This is a genomic window from Klebsiella sp. BIGb0407 (genome assembly GCF_024807845.1).
Taxonomy (GTDB): Bacteria; Pseudomonadota; Gammaproteobacteria; order Enterobacterales; family Enterobacteriaceae; genus JGM124.
The window spans coordinates 19,829-40,873 of the sequence record NZ_JANUEQ010000014.1 but is presented as its reverse complement, the minus strand read 5'-3'; the positions used below and the strand labels follow the sequence as shown (position 1 = coordinate 40,873).

Annotated in this window: 16 protein-coding genes and 1 pseudogene; 13 read left to right on the top strand and 4 right to left on the bottom strand. The window is 45.4% G+C overall.

What is annotated here, in order from left to right:
• The first annotated feature begins 49 nt into the window (after positions 1-49).
• Together ilvD and ilvA are read left to right on the top strand one after the other, a co-directional pair.
• Entirely contained in the window at positions 50-1,900 is a 1,851-nt protein-coding gene (ilvD, locus tag M2387_RS24930) for a dihydroxy-acid dehydratase (RefSeq protein ID WP_259053439.1), read from the top strand.
• Positions 1,901-1,902: 2 nt separating this feature from the next.
• Entirely contained in the window at positions 1,903-3,447 is a 1,545-nt protein-coding gene (gene ilvA / locus M2387_RS24925) for a threonine ammonia-lyase, biosynthetic (protein ID WP_259053436.1), read from the top strand.
• On the opposite strand, the gene ilvY is transcribed toward ilvA, so the two are convergent.
• The gene (gene ilvY, locus M2387_RS24920) at positions 3,444-4,337 is read right to left on the bottom strand and encodes an HTH-type transcriptional activator IlvY (RefSeq protein WP_259053433.1); all 894 of its coding nucleotides are present in this window, start codon (positions 4,335-4,337) and stop codon (positions 3,444-3,446) included. The two genes, ilvA and ilvY, sit on opposite strands and share 4 nt — an antisense overlap.
• 162 nt (positions 4,338-4,499) lie before the next feature.
• On the opposite strand from ilvY, the gene ilvC reads away from it, so the two are divergent.
• The 6 genes and pseudogenes from ilvC (at position 4,500) to M2387_RS24890 (ending at position 10,954) form a co-directional block, all read left to right on the top strand.
• Complete coding sequence (gene ilvC / locus M2387_RS24915) at positions 4,500-5,975, top strand: ketol-acid reductoisomerase (RefSeq protein ID WP_259053430.1); 1,476 nt, start codon at positions 4,500-4,502, stop codon at positions 5,973-5,975.
• Positions 5,976-6,051: 76 nt separating this feature from the next.
• Positions 6,052-6,543, top strand: a pseudogene (locus M2387_RS24910) (transposase family protein); the annotation flags it as partial.
• A gap of 464 nt (positions 6,544-7,007) precedes the next feature.
• Entirely contained in the window at positions 7,008-7,586 is a 579-nt protein-coding gene (locus M2387_RS24905; RefSeq protein WP_259053428.1) for a class I SAM-dependent methyltransferase, read from the top strand.
• Between the two features lie 21 nt (positions 7,587-7,607).
• Positions 7,608-9,203 carry an amino acid adenylation domain-containing protein gene (locus M2387_RS24900; protein WP_259053425.1) on the top strand — a complete coding sequence of 532 codons (1,596 nt, stop codon included), beginning with the start codon at positions 7,608-7,610 and terminating at the stop codon, positions 9,201-9,203.
• Positions 9,204-9,246: 43 nt separating this feature from the next.
• Positions 9,247-10,497, top strand: coding sequence for an aminotransferase class I/II-fold pyridoxal phosphate-dependent enzyme (locus tag M2387_RS24895; RefSeq protein ID WP_259053422.1), 1,251 nt, complete (start codon positions 9,247-9,249; stop codon positions 10,495-10,497).
• Between the two features lies 1 nt (position 10,498).
• The gene (locus M2387_RS24890; RefSeq protein WP_259053420.1) at positions 10,499-10,954 is read left to right on the top strand and encodes a GNAT family N-acetyltransferase; all 456 of its coding nucleotides are present in this window, start codon (positions 10,499-10,501) and stop codon (positions 10,952-10,954) included.
• A gap of 161 nt (positions 10,955-11,115) precedes the next feature.
• On the opposite strand, the gene ppiC is transcribed toward M2387_RS24890, so the two are convergent.
• Entirely contained in the window at positions 11,116-11,397 is a 282-nt protein-coding gene (ppiC, locus tag M2387_RS24885; RefSeq protein ID WP_064541590.1) for a peptidylprolyl isomerase PpiC, read from the bottom strand.
• Between the two features lie 83 nt (positions 11,398-11,480).
• Between ppiC and rep the strand changes: the two genes are divergently transcribed.
• Positions 11,481-13,502 carry a DNA helicase Rep gene (gene rep, locus M2387_RS24880; RefSeq protein WP_259053415.1) on the top strand — a complete coding sequence of 674 codons (2,022 nt, stop codon included), beginning with the start codon at positions 11,481-11,483 and terminating at the stop codon, positions 13,500-13,502.
• Between the two features lies 1 nt (position 13,503).
• On the opposite strand, the gene gppA is transcribed toward rep, so the two are convergent.
• Both gppA and rhlB read right to left on the bottom strand, forming a co-directional pair.
• Positions 13,504-14,988, bottom strand: coding sequence for a guanosine-5'-triphosphate,3'-diphosphate diphosphatase (gppA, locus tag M2387_RS24875; RefSeq protein WP_259053413.1), 1,485 nt, complete (start codon positions 14,986-14,988; stop codon positions 13,504-13,506).
• Positions 14,989-14,994: 6 nt separating this feature from the next.
• Complete coding sequence (gene rhlB, locus M2387_RS24870) at positions 14,995-16,266, bottom strand: ATP-dependent RNA helicase RhlB (protein ID WP_259053411.1); 1,272 nt, start codon at positions 16,264-16,266, stop codon at positions 14,995-14,997.
• A 131-nt stretch (positions 16,267-16,397) separates the two neighbouring features.
• Between rhlB and trxA the strand changes: the two genes are divergently transcribed.
• The 4 genes from trxA (at position 16,398) to wzzE (ending at position 20,866) form a co-directional block, all read left to right on the top strand.
• Complete coding sequence (trxA, locus tag M2387_RS24865) at positions 16,398-16,727, top strand: thioredoxin TrxA (protein ID WP_259053409.1); 330 nt, start codon at positions 16,398-16,400, stop codon at positions 16,725-16,727.
• Positions 16,728-17,087: 360 nt separating this feature from the next.
• Positions 17,088-18,347, top strand: a complete 1,260-nt coding sequence (gene rho, locus M2387_RS24860; RefSeq protein WP_259053407.1) for a transcription termination factor Rho — start codon at positions 17,088-17,090, stop codon at positions 18,345-18,347.
• 355 nt (positions 18,348-18,702) lie between these two features.
• Positions 18,703-19,800, top strand: coding sequence for a UDP-N-acetylglucosamine--undecaprenyl-phosphate N-acetylglucosaminephosphotransferase (wecA, locus tag M2387_RS24855; RefSeq protein WP_259053404.1), 1,098 nt, complete (start codon positions 18,703-18,705; stop codon positions 19,798-19,800).
• A 19-nt stretch (positions 19,801-19,819) separates the two neighbouring features.
• On the top strand, positions 19,820-20,866 hold the full coding sequence (gene wzzE, locus M2387_RS24850) for an ECA polysaccharide chain length modulation protein (protein ID WP_259053402.1): 1,047 nt from the start codon (positions 19,820-19,822) through the stop codon (positions 20,864-20,866).
• The last annotated feature ends 179 nt before the right edge of the window (positions 20,867-21,045 follow it).

The window sequence follows — 21,045 nt, the reverse complement described above, 5'->3', positions numbered from 1 at the left end:
GACGGGCGGCATGGACCGCCTGCTATTCGACAGACTGGAGTAACTAAGAATGCCTAAGTATCGTTCCGCTACCACAACTCATGGCCGTAATATGGCTGGTGCCCGTGCGCTGTGGCGCGCAACCGGAATGACCGATGCCGATTTTGGCAAACCTATCATTGCGGTCGTGAACTCATTTACCCAATTTGTACCAGGGCACGTACATCTACGTGATTTGGGTAAGCTGGTCGCTGAACAAATTGAAGCTTCTGGTGGCGTAGCAAAAGAATTTAATACCATTGCAGTGGATGACGGGATCGCCATGGGTCATGGCGGTATGCTCTATTCCTTACCGTCACGTGAACTGATTGCCGACTCGGTTGAGTATATGGTCAATGCGCACTGTGCCGATGCGATGGTATGTATCTCCAACTGTGACAAGATCACCCCGGGAATGTTAATGGCGTCTCTGCGCCTGAATATTCCGGTTATTTTTGTCTCCGGTGGCCCGATGGAGGCCGGTAAAACCAAACTGTCCGATCAGATTATCAAACTGGACTTGGTTGATGCCATGATTCAGGGCGCTAACCCGAATGTCAGCGACGAGGACAGCGAGCAGATTGAACGCTCCGCTTGTCCTACTTGTGGTTCTTGTTCCGGTATGTTTACTGCCAACTCGATGAACTGTCTGACCGAAGCCTTAGGTTTGTCACAGCCAGGTAATGGTTCGCTGCTGGCGACCCACTCGGATCGTAAAGAGCTGTTCCTCAGTGCGGGTAAACGTATTGTTGAGCTGACTAAGCGTTATTACGAAAAAGATGATGAATCTGCTCTGCCACGTAATATTGCCTGCAAAGAAGCATTTGAGAACGCCATGACTCTGGATGTTGCAATGGGCGGTTCAACTAACACCGTATTGCACTTACTGGCCGCGGCACAGGAAGCTGAAATTGACTTCACTATGACTGACATTGATCAGTTATCCCGCAGAGTCCCTCAGCTATGTAAAGTGGCACCGAGTACGCCAAAATACCATATGGAAGATGTTCACCGTGCGGGTGGCGTTCTCGGTATTCTCGGGGAATTAGACCGTGCCGGCCTGCTTAACCGTAATGTCAGTAACGTTCTGGGTCTGACACTGCCAGAAACCCTTGCTCAGTATGACGTGATGGTCACCTCCGATGACTCGGTGAAAAGCATGTTCTCTGCCGGTCCTGCCGGTATTCGTACTACCAAAGCATTCTCACAATCCTGCCGCTGGGACACTCTGGATGTTGACCGTAAAGAAGGCTGTATTCGCTCTAAAGAGCACGCTTATAGCCAGGACGGCGGCCTTGCGGTGCTGTACGGTAACTTCGCAGAAAATGGCTGTATCGTAAAAACCGCGGGTGTTGACGATGGCAGTTTAATTTTCCGCGGCCCGGCGAAAGTGTACGAAAGCCAGGATGACGCGGTTTCTGCCATCCTCGGCGGTAAAGTGGTTGCTGGTGATGTCGTGGTTATTCGTTATGAAGGGCCAAAAGGCGGGCCGGGCATGCAGGAAATGCTCTACCCAACAACCTATCTGAAATCAATGGGTTTGGGTAAAGCCTGCGCCCTGATAACCGATGGTCGCTTCTCTGGCGGAACTTCAGGTCTGTCGATTGGTCACGTCTCACCAGAAGCGGGCAGTGGCGGTAATATCGGTCTGATTGAAGATGGCGATATGATTGCCATTGATATCCCTTCACGTAGCATTCAACTTGAAGCCTCGGATGCGTTACTGGCTGAGCGCCGTGCCGCACAAGAAGCTCGTGGCTCTGAAGCCTGGACCCCGCGTGCACGTGAGCGCGAAGTTTCCTTTGCTCTGCGTGCGTACGCTATGTTGGCAACCAGCGCAGATAAAGGTGCAGTAAGAGATAAAAGTAAACTTGGGGGTTAATCATGGCTGAGGCACAACCGCTATCCGATACCCCAAGTGGGGCAGAATATCTGCGTGCAGCCTTGCGCGCGCCGGTATATGAAGTCACCCAGATAACGCCACTGCAAAAGATGGATAAGCTCTCGTCACGGCTGGAAAACGTGATTCTGGTGAAGCGGGAAGACCGCCATCCAGTACACAGTTTTAAGCTGCGCGGCGCTTATAACATGATGGCTGGGCTGACGCATGAACAGAAGGCCTGCGGTGTGATTACGGCATCAGCCGGTAATCATGCCCAGGGCGTGGCACTGTCGGCATCACGTCTTGGCATTAAATCGCTGATCGTGATGCCTGTGGCAACCGCAGATATTAAAGTGGATGCGGTGCGTGCGTTTGGCGGTGAAGTTTTACTGCACGGTGCCAATTTTGACGAGGCAAAAGTTAAAGCCATTGAGCTGTCACAGGACCAGGGCTTTACCTATGTACCGCCGTTTGATCACCCATTAGTGATTGCCGGGCAAGCCACGCTGGCACTGGAATTATTGCAGCAGGATGCGCATATCGACCGGATTTTTGTCCCGGTCGGTGGCGGCGGACTGGCTGCGGGTGTGGCTGTGCTGATCAAGCAACTGATGCCACAAATCAAAGTGATAGCGGTTGAGGCGGAAGACTCTGCTTGCCTGAAAGCGGCACTGGATGCCGGTAAACCGGTCGAGCTGGCACGAGTAGGCTTATTTGCCGAAGGCGTTGCGGTTAAGCGTATCGGGGATGAAACTTTCCGTCTGTGTCAGGAATATCTCGATGACATCATTACCGTCGACAGCGATGCTATCTGCGCGGCAATGAAAGACTTGTTTGAAGATGTTCGTGCGGTGGCAGAACCTTCCGGGGCGTTAGCGCTGGCCGGGATGAAAAAATACATTCAGCAGCATCAGATCCGCGGTGAGCGTTTGGCCCACGTTCTGTCAGGTGCGAATGTTAATTTCCACGGTCTGCGTTATGTCTCAGAGCGTTGTGAGCTGGGCGAGCAGCGCGAAGCTTTACTTGCCGTCACTATCCCGGAGAAAAAAGGCAGTTTTCTGCAATTTTGTCATCTGCTGGGTGGGCGCTCGGTCACTGAGTTTAACTATCGCTATGCCAGTTCTGACAATGCCTGCATTTTTGTCGGGGTGCGTCTGACCCGCGGTCTTGAAGAGCGTCATGAGATAATTGAGCTACTCAATGCCGGTGGTTATGGCGTTGTCGATCTGTCTGACGATGAAATGGCAAAGCTACACGTCCGCTATATGGTGGGAGGACGTCCGTCCAAACCGCTGCATGAGCGGTTATACAGCTTTGAATTTCCAGAGTCACCGGGGGCGTTACTTAAGTTCTTAACAACCCTAGGAACCCACTGGAATATTTCACTGTTCCATTATCGTAGCCATGGCACTGATTATGGTCGTGTGCTGGCAGCCTTTGAACTGGGTGAGAACGAGCCTGACTTTGAAATCCGTCTTAATGAACTGGGTTACGAATGTCATGAAGAAACCCAGAACCCGGCATTCCGATTCTTCCTTGCCGGTTAATGGTTACCCGGTAATAGCTTCCAGAACGCACTGATAAGCGGCTCATTGAGTCGCTTTTTTTGTGCACAAACACCGAGCTCGAACGGGGTATTTTCATCATTACGATCCATAATCAGCACACGATTACGAACCGGCTCCGGGCTATTTTCCAGAACGATTTCGGGGATCAGGGCGATACCACAGCCCAGAGCGACCATCGAGACCATCGCTTCATGCCCGGCAACGGTTGCATAGATAAACGGATTCGTGATTTTTTTACTGCGAAACCACAGCTCGATACGTCGTCGCACAGGCCCTTGTTCCGGCAAGATAAAGGGAACTTTAGTCCAGTCAGGTACCGGTTGCTGTACTTGAGTGCGAACCGGGCAAGGTAAGGCGGGAGCGATTAAGACAACGGCTAAATCTTCCAGGATAGAGAAAGCGACGCCGGGTGGTAGGGTTTCGGGCTTACCGGCGATAGCGATATCGGCCTCATTGGAGTCTACTTTTTCGACTGCATCTGAGGCATCCCCGGTGGTCAGTTTGATTTCGACCGAAGGATGTTCTGCCCGGAAGCGATCGAGAATCGGCGGTAAATGGCTGTAAGCCGCCGTCACTGAACAAAAGAGATGCAGCTCGCCACTCAGAGAAGGCCCTTGCTGGCCGAGGGTGTGGCGCATTTGCTGATATTGCAGCATGGTTTGCTGGGCAAACTGACGTAACTGCTCACCCGCTTCGGTTAAGGTTACGGTACGATTATCGCGTACAAACAGCGGCTGGTTCAGGTGTTCTTCCAGCCGTTGTATCTGACGGGAAAGCGTTGAGGGGCTGACATGCATGGCTCGCGCACTACGCCCAAAATGACGACTGTCGGCTAAATGCAGAAACATTTTCAGATCACGTAAGTCCACGGTCATACCTCATTATCTGGCATTGCATAAATTGCAATGTGGCGTTGTTAATATATCAATTTAAGCAACGCTTTTCCTGTCATATAGTAAGCTTATTCAGGCAGCGCAAATACGCTGCTTACCGAGACAAACAGTACTAAACGATAATCACGGAGTTCGACAATGGCTAATTATTTCAACACTTTGAACCTGCGTCAGCAGTTAGCGCAGTTGGGTAAATGTCGCTTTATGGGGCGTGACGAATTCGCTGATGAAGCCAACTACCTCAAAGGCAAAAAAGTAGTTATTGTCGGCTGTGGAGCACAGGGCCTTAACCAGGGTCTGAATATGCGCGACTCTGGCCTGGATGTTTCTTACACCCTGCGTGCTGAAGCGATTGCTGAGAAACGTGCATCATGGCGTAAAGCGACCGAAAACGGTTTCACCGTTGGTACTTATGAAGAACTGATCCCGCAGGCGGACTTGGTTGTTAACCTGACTCCAGACAAACAGCACTCAGTTGTTGTTCAGGCTGTACAGCCGCTGATGAAAGAGGGCGCTACCCTGGGCTACTCTCATGGCTTTAACGTGATTGAAGTGGGTGAGCAGATTCGTAAAGACATCACTGTAGTGATGGTTGCGCCTAAATGTCCGGGTACTGAAGTTCGTGAAGAATACAAACGTGGTTTCGGTGTTCCAACGCTGATTGCTGTTCACCCGGAAAATGACCCGAAAGGCGAAGGTATGGCGATTGCTAAAGCCTGGGCTGCTGCAACCGGTGGTCACCGCGCTGGTGTTCTGGAATCTTCTTTCGTTGCCGAAGTTAAGTCTGACCTGATGGGTGAGCAAACTATCCTGTGCGGTATGCTGCAGGCGGGTTCTCTGCTGTGCTTCGACAAGTTAGTTTCTGAAGGTACTGACGCAGCTTATGCAGAAAAACTGATTCAGTTCGGCTGGGAAACCATTACCGAAGCACTGAAACAAGGCGGTATCACGCTGATGATGGATCGTCTGTCTAATCCAGCGAAAATCCGTGCTTATGCGCTGTCTGAGCAACTGAAAACCATCATGGCTCCACTGTTCCAGAAACACATGGATGACATTATCTCCGGTGAATTCTCTTCAGGAATGATGGCTGACTGGGCAAATGACGATAAGAACCTGCTGACCTGGCGTGAAGAGACCGGTAAAACCGCGTTCGAAACTGCACCACAGTTCGAAGGTAAAATCGCTGAGCAAGCTTACTTTGATCAGGGCGTTGTGATGATTGCCATGGTTAAAGCAGGCGTTGAGCTGGCATTCGAAACCATGGTTGATGCAGGTATCATCGAAGAATCTGCTTACTATGAATCACTGCACGAGCTGCCACTGATTGCTAACACCATCGCGCGTAAGCGTCTGTATGAAATGAACGTAGTTATCTCTGATACTGCTGAATACGGTAACTACCTGTTCTCTTACGCAGCGGTACCACTGCTGAAAGAGTTCATGACCACGCTGCAAGCGGGTGACTTAGGTAAAGCGGGTACTGAAACTGCCGTTGATAACGCGCAACTGCGTGATGTGAACGAAGCGATTCGCAGCCATGAAATCGAAAAAGTCGGTAAAAAACTGCGTGGCTACATGACCGATATGAAACGTATTGCAGTAGCAGAGTAATCTATTGCTGTCATTTAAAGAGAAAATCGTCTCTTTAATTTATTGAAGAAGGGGAAACATTCATTGTTTCCCCTTCTTGTTTTCCCGGAACGACACTGCGGCAGAAGCAGCCAGTACGATGATGTCATCCTTTCCACCATGACACGATGGGTGAAACAGTTGCGTGATGAACGGCAACGGCAGGGAAAACACCTAAAGTCTCTCTCATTTCTCCAGAGCAAATTTAAATGCGTGAGTTTGAGAATAAATTTCAACTTATTGAAATAATAGATAAATATTAAAAACCCACCACGATTTTAATGTCAGACTCCTTGAACAGCTCTCGATAATCTGGAAGCCCAGAGCGTATTATCCTGTGGCCACACTCTGCCACGTGTTCAGGGTTCATCGTAGCAGTTACAAATACTGGAAAAACCTTGCCGGTCAGTTGTTAGCAGCCCACACATCGATACTAGCGTGGTACCCATGAACACATCACTACACCAAATAATCTTGATCGCAGCTTGCTATGACAGAGCCTAATCAGGTGTGGTGCGGCGGCGTGATATATATCTGGACAGGTAAACGTGGTTAAACAAGCTTCAGTGATGCTATCCTGGCAATAAAAGACTTATATCGTCGGATATTACAGTACGCCCGGACTACAGGAATATAACGATTGTTTATCACCAAACGAATCGGAAAACCTATACTGAAAAAACTCTAAAACGGTGGCCAGTTTTAGTTGCCCACTACATATTGATACATTTAATCCTCATACCGAGGAGAATTCAGTGAACTTGGCTCATTTCCTCCGGCTACAGCAGCCCCATTTCGTGGCTCAGTCACTTTTCATTTATTCAAAAACTCATTGATATAGAGCTCTGATGAGGGCCTGAATAATCGTGATATTAATATTATTCTGAAAATATTAATTTTTTATTTGAATTGTTTTTTGCAGGAAATATTTCTATGTATCGTTCATTATTCAGGAGTGGCATTTAGAGGTTTTGGAAACATAACTTTATAACTATTCCAGATGGGTTTTAAAATATGACAAAAAGCATTTATATGAATATGCTTAAAGATAAAAGCAAGAAGGCTGCATCTTTATTTCTGAAAAATGAACTGAGATTTATAGAGAGCACTCTCTCTGAGATTAAAGAGGCTATGAATGTCATAGTAGTAGGGTGCTATGATGGTATGTATTATGAAAGTATCAAAAAACACTGTTTTAATTATATAGGGATTGATCCTTATGTTAATAATAAGAGCATGCCAAACATCCTCATGATGTCATTTGAGTCATATGCCAAACAACGACATGCAATCAATAAAGATAAGAGTATTTTTATCTTCTGGTTTAATGTATTAAGCCATATTAATATTGAATCAATAACGCATTGTTTTATTGATGGTGACATAATAATTAACTCTTTATGGGGTAAAGAAAAATCAGATATTGATGCCAGAAATAAATATTATTCAACCTTTGATGATAAATCAATTCAGTATCAAACTGTATTAGAGACTGCTAAAGCATCACACTCATTAAATGATATAGGTATATCTTTTAAATCAATGAATAATTTCTATCACTCGCCAAACCTATTTGAAGTAGCATATGTTTGATATAAAAGGCCAATGTATACAATGGAATACTTATTGCACCATAATTTTCATCAAAATGTTTTAAAGCAACCCTCAGCACCAGCCATTATTTTTGAGGGGCGAGGAATTATTACCTATAGAGAACTTAATAATAAAGCAAATGCATTTTGCGGTGCGATTAAAAAAGTCACATCCGGCAATGAAAATGAGCAAACATTAATTGGTATTTTAGCGAATGTTAATCCTGACAGTATTGCTGCTTTATTTGGTATTCTTAAAGCGGGTAAGGCTTACGTACCAATTGATACACTTTACTCAGAACTTCAGTTAGAGAATATGCTGAAAGAGACAGATATAACTGTATTGATTACCGACAAGTTTATACTGGAAAATTATTTCGATGTATTAACCGGCAGTCAGCTGAAGAATATTATTACTCTTGGCGATGATAATACCCCAATAATATATTCATTAGATCGAGGCGATCTTATATGTAGCCAGGAGGACATTCCATATGATCCTGACAGTCTGGAAATAATTAATCAGCCATCTGACAGTCTGGCCTATGTCCTGCATACTTCTGGCTCTACAGGCAGACCAAAAGGTATTATGCTCAGTCACAGAAATGCGCTGACATTTGTTCGCTGGATGCAAAAAGAATTTCAAATTACAACGCAAGACCGTGTTATTTCAAGAGCTCCATTCAAATTTGATTTATCGGTTTTTGATATATTTAATACTCTTAGCGCTGGTGCCACACTGATATGTTTTGACTGGGACCTGGGTAGATTAAAAAATGATAAGCATAAGGATTATGTCAAGTTACTTGAGAGTGAACGAGCGACTGTTATATATACTACACCATCAACTTTGATGACATTAATGGCAAAAGGTAATTTATTTATTAATGAAAATAGTCTTCGTACAATTATGTATGCAGGTGAGCCATTTCCAGTAGAAAAATTAAAAAAACTTACCACTTTGGCTCCTACAATAAAAATTGCCAATATATATGGACCAACAGAGACAAATATTATTACTTATCACTGGGTAAATCAGAATGATTTAGCGAGTAATAGTATTCCCTTAGGTAACGTCGTCGATGATACGGAGATTATTGTTGTTGCGGATAACGGGCAAGAGATTTGTAAACCCGATCAGACAGGTGAGATTTGGTGTCGCGGAGGAACAGTAACATTAGGATATTTGAATCAACCTGAATTGACAGCCAGGTGTCTTGTTAAAAGTCCATTTCATCCTTATCCGGCCCTTTTTTGGCGCACAGGTGATTTCGCTTTTCGCGATGCGCAGGGAGTGCTTCACTATAAAGGCAGACGTGATCATATCTATAAAGTTAATGGCTATCGTATTGAGCTTGGTGAAATCGAAGAGGTAACAGCGAAAATCCCTTTTCTCCATGAGTCCTGTATTGTGGTAAAAAAAGAGCAAGAGCACAACATCATTATATGTCACTACTCTTTAAATGACGGTGCCCATTTTGACTTAACGGAAGCTAAAGAAATACTTAATACTCATCTCCAGTCATTTAAAATACCCCATCAATTTATTTTCCATACAGAACTACCAAAAACATCTTCAGGTAAAATCGATCGTACATTTCTACAGAAAATTAAATAGATTTTTTTATATATCATGATTCACAAAATTGAGGTCATTAAATATGTATTCAGTTCTTAATCAAATGGGCAGTAATATTCAGTCTGGCATTCGTAAGGACTTATATCGATTGCTTAATGAAAGCGATCAGTATGATGTCAGTATTTCGAAATCAAAAAATAGAGTTTTTTTAGATATTAATGGTAATGAAATTATTGACTTTGCATCAGGAAACTATCTTGGTTTTGATAAACGCCAGGAAGATCTTTTGCCGCAGGCTATTAAAGCCACTATGGATTATGGCTTACATACCGGTAGAGCAAGGTTGACGGGACATTATCAAATTTGTCGTGAACTCGAAGAACGACTGGCTGATGTTATTGGTGCCGAGGATGCACTGATTACAACTAATACATTTCTTGGATGTATTGGAATAATTCCTGCTTTGATTGAACACAATGATCTTGTTATTATGGATAAATCTGCACATGCCATTATGTTTCATGGTGCACAATTAGCTCGCGATAAAGGAGCCATTCTACAGAGCTATGAACAGAATGATTTAAATCAACTCGAAGATATCCTAAAGAAATATCAAAATGCACGACATAAGTTGATTTGTCTCGATGGTGTTTATAGTATTACCGGGCATTATCTCTGTCTTGCGGAACTCCAGTCTTTAGCCGTTAAATATAATGCGATTCTTTTTATTGATGATGCACATGGTTTCGGCATGGTTGGTTCATCAAGTCATAACCCATACGGTAATGGTGCGGGGATTGTTAAACATCTTGATCTCTCATATGAGAACATTTTTTATATTGCTGGCACAGCAAAAAATATGGGTGCCGCCATGGCTTTTGCCGGTGTTTCGCGTGAAATGAAGCGGACGCTTCTCGCTTTCTCCAGGCCACTTGACTATTCTCAGCAGCCTATCCCATTTGCATTTGGTGTCTTAAATGCGGGTTTGGATATACTGGAAAAAGAAGGTGATATTATCAAAAATCATGTTCACAAACTGACGAATGAGCTTATTACTGGACTGGAGAACGTAGGATTTGAAACGTATAATAATAATGGATTTCCTATTGTCTCTGTTCGCATTCCCAATACAGAAATGTTAGTTGATTTCTCAAAGATATTATATAAAAAGTATGGTCTGTATGTGACGTCTTGTCCCTATCCCACAATGCCAAGAGGGCATGAATGTATCCGAATGACGGTGACTGCAATACATGAATCATCACATATTAATAAAGTCATCCAGGCATTTTTAGATTACCGAGATGTGTTACTTTGTGAAGAGAAATCATAGTATGAAAATTGAATACTATGATAATAATTTATCTCCCAGAGAATACAATGACCTAAGACAGTCAGTTGGCTGGTCGGTACCTGATGAGATATCCTCTCATAAGGCCATTGATAACTCATTATATATTTGCTCTGCTTATTGTCATGGTTCTGCGATTGGTAGTGGACGAGTTATTGGTGATGCTGCATTAGCTTTTTATATTCAGGATGTTATGGTATTGCCTGAGTATCAGGGGCGTTTCGGTATCGGTAAGAAAATAATGTATAGATTACTTAACTATATTAAAAATAATGCTAATGAAAAGGCAGATATTTATTGTATGTCTGCAAAGAATCGTGAAGGTTTTTATACTAATTTGGGTTTTATTAAACGACCGACATCTCAGTTAGGTGCGGGTATGATTTTACCTTATGAAATACTGCAGTCGATGGAAATAAATTCCTGGCTCAGTAAGTAAATATTGTATGAAGTTTTTTTATCTGAAGTAAGTATAATAGACTGATGCTATAAATATAGCATATGTTCAGGCATAGTATTTATCTAATGGATTTATTGTATCAACAGTAGATTTTAAAATACTATGCCCGTCAAATTAATCGAGCTATTTCAGTAGTTCTATTAATTACGGTATAACACTTTAATAATATGGTAACCAAATTGCGTGTGCAGTGGACCATAAGGTTCAAGCAACGGGCAAGAGAAGACCACTTTATCAAATGCCGGTACCATCTGCCCCTGACGGAACTCACCTAAATGGCCGCCTTTTTTCCCTGAAGGACAGGTAGAGTGTTTTTTCGCCAGCTTTTCAAAATCGCCGCCATTTTGTAGCTGGGCGAGGATCTCTTGAGCAAGTTTCTCTTCTTTAACAAGGATATGTAGTGCTGCAGCAGTTTTTGCCATGATGTTACCTTGAGTCATGTGGATTACGCTCGCTATACTACCATGCTGACTTTCTTCCCTCCTGACTTTCATTGAGTGATTTTATGCGTCTAAACCCCGGACAACAACAAGCGGTCGAATTTGTCACCGGGCCATGCCTGGTTTTAGCCGGTGCTGGCTCAGGTAAAACGCGCGTGATCACCAATAAAATAGCGCATCTGATCCATGAGTGTGGCTATCAGGCTCGTCATATTGCAGCGGTGACCTTTACTAATAAAGCCGCGCGTGAAATGAAAGAGCGTGTGTCGAAAACCCTGGGGCGTAAAGAAGCGCGCGGGCTGATGATTGCCACCTTTCATACCCTGGGGTTAGAAATCATCAAACGAGAACATGCGGCGCTTGGCATTAAAGCCAACTTCTCACTGTTTGATGACACCGACCAGACCGCATTGCTTAAAGAACTGACGGAAGGGTTAATTGAAGACGATAAAGTCGTATTAAAACAGCTTATTTCAACGATCTCGAACTGGAAGAATGATTTACTGACACCTGCCGGGGCGGCTGCCCGGGCACAGGGTGAACGAGACCGTATCTTCGCTCATTGCTATGGGTTATACGATAGCCATCTCAAATCCTGCAATGTGCTGGATTTTGATGACTTAATCTTGCTGCCAACACTTCTGTTACAACGCAATGAAGAGGTCAGGGAACGCTGGCAAAATCGTATTCGCTATTTGCTGGTGGATGAGTATCAGGATACCAATACCAGTCAGTATGAGCTGGTGAAGCTGCTGGCAGGCACCCGGGCGCGTTTTACCGTGGTTGGGGATGACGATCAGTCTATCTATTCCTGGCGTGGGGCTCGACCGCAAAACCTGGTGCTGCTGAACCAGGACTTTCCTGCACTCAAAGTGATTAAACTTGAACAAAATTACCGTTCTTCCGGACGTATTTTAAAAGCGGCAAATATCCTGATTGCCAATAATCCCCATGTGTTTGAAAAACGCCTGTTCTCAGAATTAGGTTATGGCTGTGAACTGAAGGTCGTCAGTGCGAATCATGAAGAACATGAAGCGGAAAGAGTGGTTGGCGAGCTGATTGCCCATCATTTTATCAATAAGACTAGCTACGGTGATTATGCCATTTTATATCGTGGTAACCACCAGTCACGGGTCTTTGAAAAGATGCTGATGCAAAACCGCATCCCCTACCGTATTTCGGGCGGAACATCTTTCTTCTCTCGCCCTGAAATTAAAGACCTGCTTGCCTATCTGCGTGTACTGACTAATCCTGATGATGACAGCGCCTTTTTGCGCATAGTGAATACCCCCCGGCGTGAAATTGGCCCGGCAACTTTACAAAAACTGGGTGACTGGGCGACGGGACGTAATAAAAGTTTATTCAATGCCAGTTTCGATCTGGGACTGGGTCAGACTCTGACGGGGCGTGGATTAGAGTCATTGCAGCGTTTTACCCACTGGATTGCGGAAATTACCCGCCTCTCTGAACGTGAACCGATAGCCGCTGTGCGGGACTTAATTCATGGCATTGACTATGAAAGCTGGCTCTATGAAACATCGCCCGGGCAGAAAGCGGCAGAAATGCGCATGAAAAACGTCAATCAGCTGTTTGGCTGGATGACAGAGATGCTTGAGGGCACCGATCTTGATGAGCCGATGACATTAACCCAGGTAGTAACGCGGTTTACCTTACGGGATATGATGGAGCGGGGTGAGAGCGATGAAGAGGTTGATCAAGTCCAGCTGATGACCTTACATGCTTCCAAAGGTCTGGAGTTTCCCTATGTTTACCTGGTCGGAATGGAAGAAGGTCTGCTGCCACATCAAAGCAGTATCGATGAAGATAATGTTGATGAAGAACGTCGGTTAGCCTATGTCGGTATTACCCGTGCCCAGAAAGAACTCACTTTTACATTATGCAAAGAACGACGCCAGTATGGAGAACTGATCCGTCCTGAGCCCAGCCGTTTTTTACTGGAACTACCTCAGGATGACCTGTTGTGGGAAACCGAGCGTAAAGTGGTTTCCCCAGAGGAACGGATGCAAAAAGGGCAGAATAATGTTGCCAGCATTCGGGAAATGCTGGCAAAAGCGAAGAAAAAATAACTCAGTTTACCATCAGTGGCCAGTGAACATAGCTCTGCCACAAGGTTTCCTGTTCCAGCAATTCTGTTCCCAGAGGGTGCCTCGTTAGCCAGCCATCCGGTAACGAAAGTTGCAATACTTCACCCTCTGCTTCTAACGTGATACTCGGCAGAGTGTCATCCCGGCGGCGGCTGGCAAAAATAATAGCCAGTCGCAGCAAACGGCAAAGACGCTCTGCGATACGGGGTGGTACCGCATTTTGCTGATGCAAGGAGGAAAGATCGATGGCATTGGTCTGGTTCAGTAACAGAGTAGACAACAGTTTTTTCTGTGAAGGCGTAAAGCCAGGTAAATCGAGATTACTGACCAGATAAGCGGCATGTTGCGGGGCTCGTTTGAAATCGACACTCAGACCGATTTCATGTAATAACGCACTGCTGGTAAGTAACTGCTGGCTTAATGCGTCCAGTTTCCATGATGCTTCGACCTGGGCTGCAAAATGCTCTGCCAACTGGGCAACTCGTTTTGCCTGATGGATATCCACCATAAAACGGCGCTGGATGGTCTGTACGGTTCTCTGGCAGATATCCTGGTTAACGGCCAGATGTAACATGCCATAAACCAGGCCTTCACGCAAAGCCCCGCCTGCGAGCGTCATACACTCGATATCCAGACGTTTGAATATTGCAATCAGAATGGCGAGACCGCTGGGGAAAACCAGGGCGCGTTCCAGCGTCAGACCTTCAATTTCCAGCTCTTCAAGACGACCGCACTGAATAGCGCGTTGCTTGAGCTGCTGTAGTTTTGGCAGCGTGATCCGCTCATCCATACCTTGAGCCATCATAATTTCTTGCAGTGCCTGTACAGTGCCTGATGCACCCACGCAAACTTTCCAGCTGTTGTGTTTTAGCTCTGCAAGAACAGGTTCCAGGATATTACTGGCAGCCGCCTCAGCGGCAGTAAAGTTTTCTTGTGTCAGATTGCGGTCATTAAAGAAACGATCAAGCCAGGTGACACAACCCATCGATAAACTAAACAGTGAAGTTGCCTGGGCTCCGGTTCCAGCTACCAGCTCAGTACTGGCTCCACCAATATCGACAACCAGCCGTTGGTCGGCTCCGCCAGTGGTATGTGCCACACCCTGATAAATTAAACGTGCTTCTTCTTCGCCACGAATAACCTGTACCGGGCAGGAGAGGATCTCTTCTGCTTTGGCCAGAAACTCATTGGCATTAACGGCAAGGCGTAATGTTGCCGTTGCCACAACCCGAATCTGGCCCTGAGGTATATCCTGCAATCGTTCTGCGAATAACCGCAAACATTGCCAGCCACGTTCCATCGCCTCGGGAGAAAGGACGTTATCACGATTCAAACCCGCGGCAAGACGTACTTTCCTTTTTATGCGGGAGAGGGTTTGTATGCTTCCCGCAACCTCACGTACTACAAGCATATGAAAGCTGTTAGAACCTAAATCGATTGCTGCATACAGTGAGGCCGAACCTGTCATAACTATTTAACCTGCGCGTCGACGATGACTACGGGGTGCAGAGCTACCACGACGCTGTGTGTTGCCTGGACGGCTACGAGACAGACGTTTTGGTGCTGGCAGTTCATTTAACAACGCATCGGGATTATATTTGCTGACGGGGATTGAGTGACCAATATAGGTTTCAATCGCAGGAACATTCAGCGCATATTCTTCACATGCTAAACTTATTGAGTGACCACTGGCTCCGGCACGACCAGTACGGCCAATACGGTGCACATAGTCTTCACAATCATCCGGAAGATCATAGTTAAACACGTGAGTTACGGCTGGAATATGTAGGCCGCGTGCTGCTACATCGGTTGCGACTAAAATGTCTATATCGCCACGGGTGAATGCTTCAAGAATTCGCAGGCGTTTTTTCTGCGCCACGTCACCGGTCAGGAGACCTACACGATGACCATCCGCAGCCAGATGACCCCAGATACTTTCACAACGATGTTTAGTATTAGCAAAAATAATGGCGCGATCTGGCCACTCTTCTTCAATTAGCGTTTGTAATAAACGCATTTTTTCTTCGTTGGATGGGTAGAACAACTCTTCTTTTATGCGGTGTCCCGTTTTTTGTTCCGGTTCAACTTCGACATATTCCGCGTTATTCATTTGTTCAAACGCCAGCTCACGTACGCGATAAGAGAGAGTGGCAGAGAACAGCATATTCAGACGTTGATTAGCTGCTGGCATACGGCGGAATAACCAGCGAATGTCTTTAATAAAGCCAAGATCGTACATACGATCTGCTTCATCGAGAACCACGACCTGGATTGCACCCAGATTAATATGGTTTTGTTTGGCATAGTCGATTAAACGACCGGTAGTGCCAATCAGAATATCGACACCGCTTTCCAGCACTTTAAGCTGCTTATCGTAGCCATCACCGCCGTAAGCGAGCCCTAATTTTAGACCCGTAGCCTCAGCCAGAGGCTCTGCATCTGAGTGAATCTGCACCGCTAATTCACGGGTCGGGGCCATGATTAATGCGCGAGGTTGATTCACCTGACGGTTCTCAGGAACCGGGTGAGAAAGTAAATAATGGAACGTTGACGTCAGAAACGCCATCGTTTTGCCTGTACCGGTTTGCGCCTGCCCTGCCACATCACGATTCTCAAGCGTTAGCGGAAGCGCTAATGCCTGGATAGGAGTGCAGTTATGAAATCCTTTAGATTCAAGGGCTTCAACTACTTTAGGGTGCAGGGCGAAGTCGGAAAACTTCTTGTCGGTCAAATGTGTTTTGCTCATAGTGTGGTAGAATATCAGTTTACTATTGCTTTACGAAAGCACATCCGTTGAAATAAACGGGGTGAAATAAAGTGCCCCTGTGTTGGTTAATACTACACCAACAAGGTAGACATAATCCTGTGGAGTAGAACATGAGCGATAAAATTATTCACCTGACAGATGACAGTTTCGAGACAGACGTTCTAAAAGCTGATGGTGTAACCCTGGTTGACTTCTGGGCTGAGTGGTGTGGTCCTTGCAAAATGATTGCCCCAATCCTTGATGAAATAGCAGATGAGTATCAGGGGCAGTTGACCGTGGCTAAGCTGAATATCGACCAGAATCCAGGTACTGCGCCTAAATACGGTATTCGTGGTATCCCTACGTTGCTGTTGTTTAAAAACGGCGAAGTGGCTGCGACTAAAGTAGGTGCGTTATCTAAAGGTCAGTTAAAAGAGTTTCTGGACGCTAACCTGGCGTAATGAAATTTTGTTCCGGCGCGTACAGGGTTGACTTTTTTTGTCAGCCGCTGGACGCCCGGCTTTAGTCATGCTAAGTTATCTTTACTGCGTTTTGAACTTGTCTTGTAGTTTAAATCTTTAGCAATACCCAATGCCTCCTATCTATATGCTGTTTAATATATTTTCTTTGTCAGCAAATAATAAAGGATGCATAACCGATTCCGGGTTTATCACTCATTCCGTCGTTTCAGTTCTGTGTTTTTCATACGACCAGGCGGAGATCAGACATGCGTGGTGACCACTTAACAGGCATGGATAATTCAACCATTCCTTACACGAAACTAAGTTTGAGATTTCCCCCGAGTTTAAGAACCCACCATTATGAATCTTACCGAATTAAAGAATACGCCGGTTTCTGAGCTGATTACTCTCGGCGAAAATATGGGGCTGGAAAACCTGGCCCGTATGCGTAAGCAGGACATTATTTTTGCCATCCTGAAGCAACATGCTAAGAGTGGTGAAGACATCTTTGGTGATGGTGTGCTGGAAATATTGCAGGATGGATTTGGATTCCTCCGCTCTGGAGACAGTTCCTACCTTGCCGGCCCCGATGATATCTACGTTTCTCCCAGTCAAATCCGTCGTTTCAACCTCCGCACCGGAGACACCATTTCTGGTAAGATTCGTCCACCAAAAGAAGGTGAGCGTTATTTCGCGCTGTTGAAGGTCAATGAAGTTAACTACGATAAACCTGAAAACGCCCGTAATAAAATCCTGTTTGAAAACTTAACCCCACTGCATGCAAATTCACGTTTGCGTATGGAGCGTGGTAACGGTTCAACAGAAGATTTAACCGCGCGTGTTCTTGACTTGGCATCACCGATTGGTCGTGGTCAGCGTGGTTTGATTGTTGCACCGCCGAAAGCCGGTAAAACCATGCTGCTGCAGAATATTGCCCAGAGCATCGCTTACAACCATCCAGACTGTGTGCTGATGGTTCTGCTTATCGATGAGCGTCCGGAAGAAGTTACCGAGATGCAACGTCTGGTAAAAGGTGAAGTTATTGCTTCCACCTTTGATGAGCCGGCCTCTCGCCACGTTCAGGTTGCTGAAATGGTTATCGAGAAAGCGAAACGTCTAGTTGAGCATAAAAAAGACGTTATCATCCTGCTTGATTCTATTACCCGTCTGGCACGTGCCTATAACACCGTAGTACCTGCTTCAGGTAAAGTCCTGACCGGTGGTGTTGATGCTAACGCCCTGCATCGCCCTAAGCGTTTCTTTGGTGCTGCACGTAATGTCGAAGAGGGTGGTAGTCTGACTATCATTGCTACCGCGCTTGTTGATACTGGCTCTAAAATGGATGAAGTTATCTATGAAGAGTTTAAAGGTACCGGCAACATGGAACTGCATCTCTCACGTAAGATTGCTGAAAAACGCGTCTTCCCGGCGATTGACTACAACCGCTCCGGTACCCGTAAAGAAGAGTTGCTGACTTCACAAGAAGAGCTACAGAAAATGTGGATTCTACGCAGAATTATTCATCCAATGGGTGAGATTGATGCGATGGAGTTCCTGATCAACAAGCTGGCAATGACCAAAACGAACGATGATTTCTTCGATATGATGAAGCGTTCGTAATACACCTGTCATATTTTGAGTTGCGGAATGTGTGTTTTATTCACTGATCCTGGTTGCTGGTTGCTACACGCTCTCCAGGATTGGTGGATTTTTACCCTTTTGTAACAAAATAATTTAGGTTATGTATAAATATGCAAAAAACGCCACGCTTAGTCGTGGCGTTTTTGTTGCTTCCCCGATACGATAAGCAGATGGCTCTGTTCAACGGATGAAGCTACTGTAAACACAAATTACATCATTTGATTGAGAGTAATCAAATATCTTGCCCAACGAGAGTAAGCTTATACTCCCTTAGGGAAGAATGATTTTCGACTGTGTTAACCCATGACAACGTATTTTTCAGAGAGTCTGCATTGTGAATCTAATTAATGCCGCAACTGATTTAACCCTGATTTTTTTATTCACTAGCGTATTTATATTCTTCGCAAGAAGAGTGGCTAAAAGAATCGGTCTGGTTGATAAACCTAATTTCCGTAAACGGCATCAGGGATTGATTCCATTGGTCGGAGGTATTTCTGTTTACGCTGGAATATGCTTTGCACTCCTCATTGCACAGTATTATATTCCGCACTCCTCCCTTTATATCCTTTGTGCTGGTGTGCTCGTATTTATCGGTGCTCTGGACGATCGCTTTGATATTAGTGTGAAAATTCGCGCGTCTATTCAGGCTGTTGTCGGCATTATTATGATGGTCTTTGCAGATTTACATCTTGCGAGCCTCGGTTATATTTTTGGCAACTTTGATATGGCGCTTGGGCCGTTTGGTTATTTCCTGACGTTATTTGCCGTATGGGCAGCAATCAATGCCTTTAATATGGTCGATGGTATTGACGGTTTGCTGGGGGGATTATCCTCAGTATCCTTCGCTGCAATGGGAATAATCTTATTAATGTCAGGGCAACATAGTCTGGCAATGTTATGTTTTGCGATGATTGCTGCAATTCTTCCTTATATTCTATTAAATTTAGGTGTTCTGGGGCGACGTTTTAAAGTCTTTATGGGGGATGCAGGAAGCACCTTGATTGGCTTTACCGTTATCTGGATTTTACTCGAAGCCACCCAGGGTGATACGCACGCGATCAGTCCTGTTACCGCCCTGTGGATTATTGCTATCCCGCTGATGGATATGGTGGCGATTATGTATCGTCGTCTAAGAAAAGGGATGAGTCCTTTTTCTCCAGACCGTCAGCATATCCACCATTTAATTATGCGTTCCGGTTTTACTTCTCGTCAGGCCTTTGTATTGATTACTCTTGCGGCGATAGTACTGGCGGCTATTGGCGTGATCGGCGAACAGCTGAAATTTATTCCTGAGTGGGTAATGTTGGCATTATTCTTGCTTGCATTTGTACTGTACGACTACTGCATTAAACATGCCTGGAAAGTGGCACGGTTTATTAGAAGACATAAACGTCGAGTTCGTAAAAGTGGACCTAATGGCGTAAAAGTTTAACCTGACAACAGGGGACGTAATGCAAGAGCACAGACCAGGCAGGCAGGCGATAATAGACAACGAACTGGATATTCGAGGTCTGTTTCGCTCACTGTGGCAAGGAAAACTCTGGATAGCAGGTATCGCTATTACTTTTTCATTAATAGCGCTGCTGTATACCTTTTTTGCCCGGCAAGAGTGGAGTGCAACTGCCATTACCGACAATCCTACGGTAACGATGCTGGGACCCTACTATACTCAACAGCAGTTTCTGCGTAATCAGGATATGCAGCCGAGTTTAATTCCGGTTGATCAGCCATCGGTGCTGGAAGGTGCGTATAAAGAGTTTGTCCGACAACTTGCTGCCTATGATACCCGGCGTGAATTTTGGCTGCAGAGCGATTATTACAAGCAACGTCAGGTTGGCGATAGCCGCCCTGATGCTGCATTGCTGGACGAGCTGATTAATGATATTCAGTTTACTCCCGGTGATTCTCTCAAGAGCATCAACGACAGTGTCAGATTAGTGGCGGAAACGGCACCTGAAGCTAATAATCTATTGCGTCAGTATGTTGCTTTCGCAAGCCAGCGTGCCGCAGGACATCTTAATGGTGAACTTTCAGGTCGCTGGGCGGCAAAAACCACACAGCTGAATGCCCAGGTTAAGCGAGAAGAAGCCGTCGCTAAAGCTATCTATGATCGCAAACTGAAAAGCGTTGAAGAGGCTTTGAAAATTGCACAACAGCAGAATATCACTCGCAGTATGACGGGCATTCCTGCTGATGAAATACCTGACTCAGAGATGTTCATGCTGGGACGTCCTATGTTACAGGCCCGCCTGGAAAGCCTCCAGGCAATGGGACCTGCCTCCAGCCTTGATTATGACCAGAATATCGCACTGTTAAGTACATTAAATGCTGGTCCTGCCATCGATAATAAGTTTCAAACTTACCGCTATTTACGCACGCCAGAAGAACCGGTTAAACGTGATAGTCCTCGTCGTGCATTCTTGATGATTATGTGGGGGGCAGTAGGGGCACTTATTGGCGCCGGCGTAGCATTAGCCCGCCGTAAAAAAGCGCTGTAGACCCAAAATAATGTGAGTTGTGCTGGTGGCTTCACGTAAAGAAAGCCGATGAGTATAGGGTACTATATGATTCGGCTGTCTAAACTAAAGTAGCGTCCAGGTCACTTGATCTATTACGGGTATAGATGCCTTCCCAGGTGGGAAATGACGGATGACTCCCATCTTTTAATAGAAGAGAA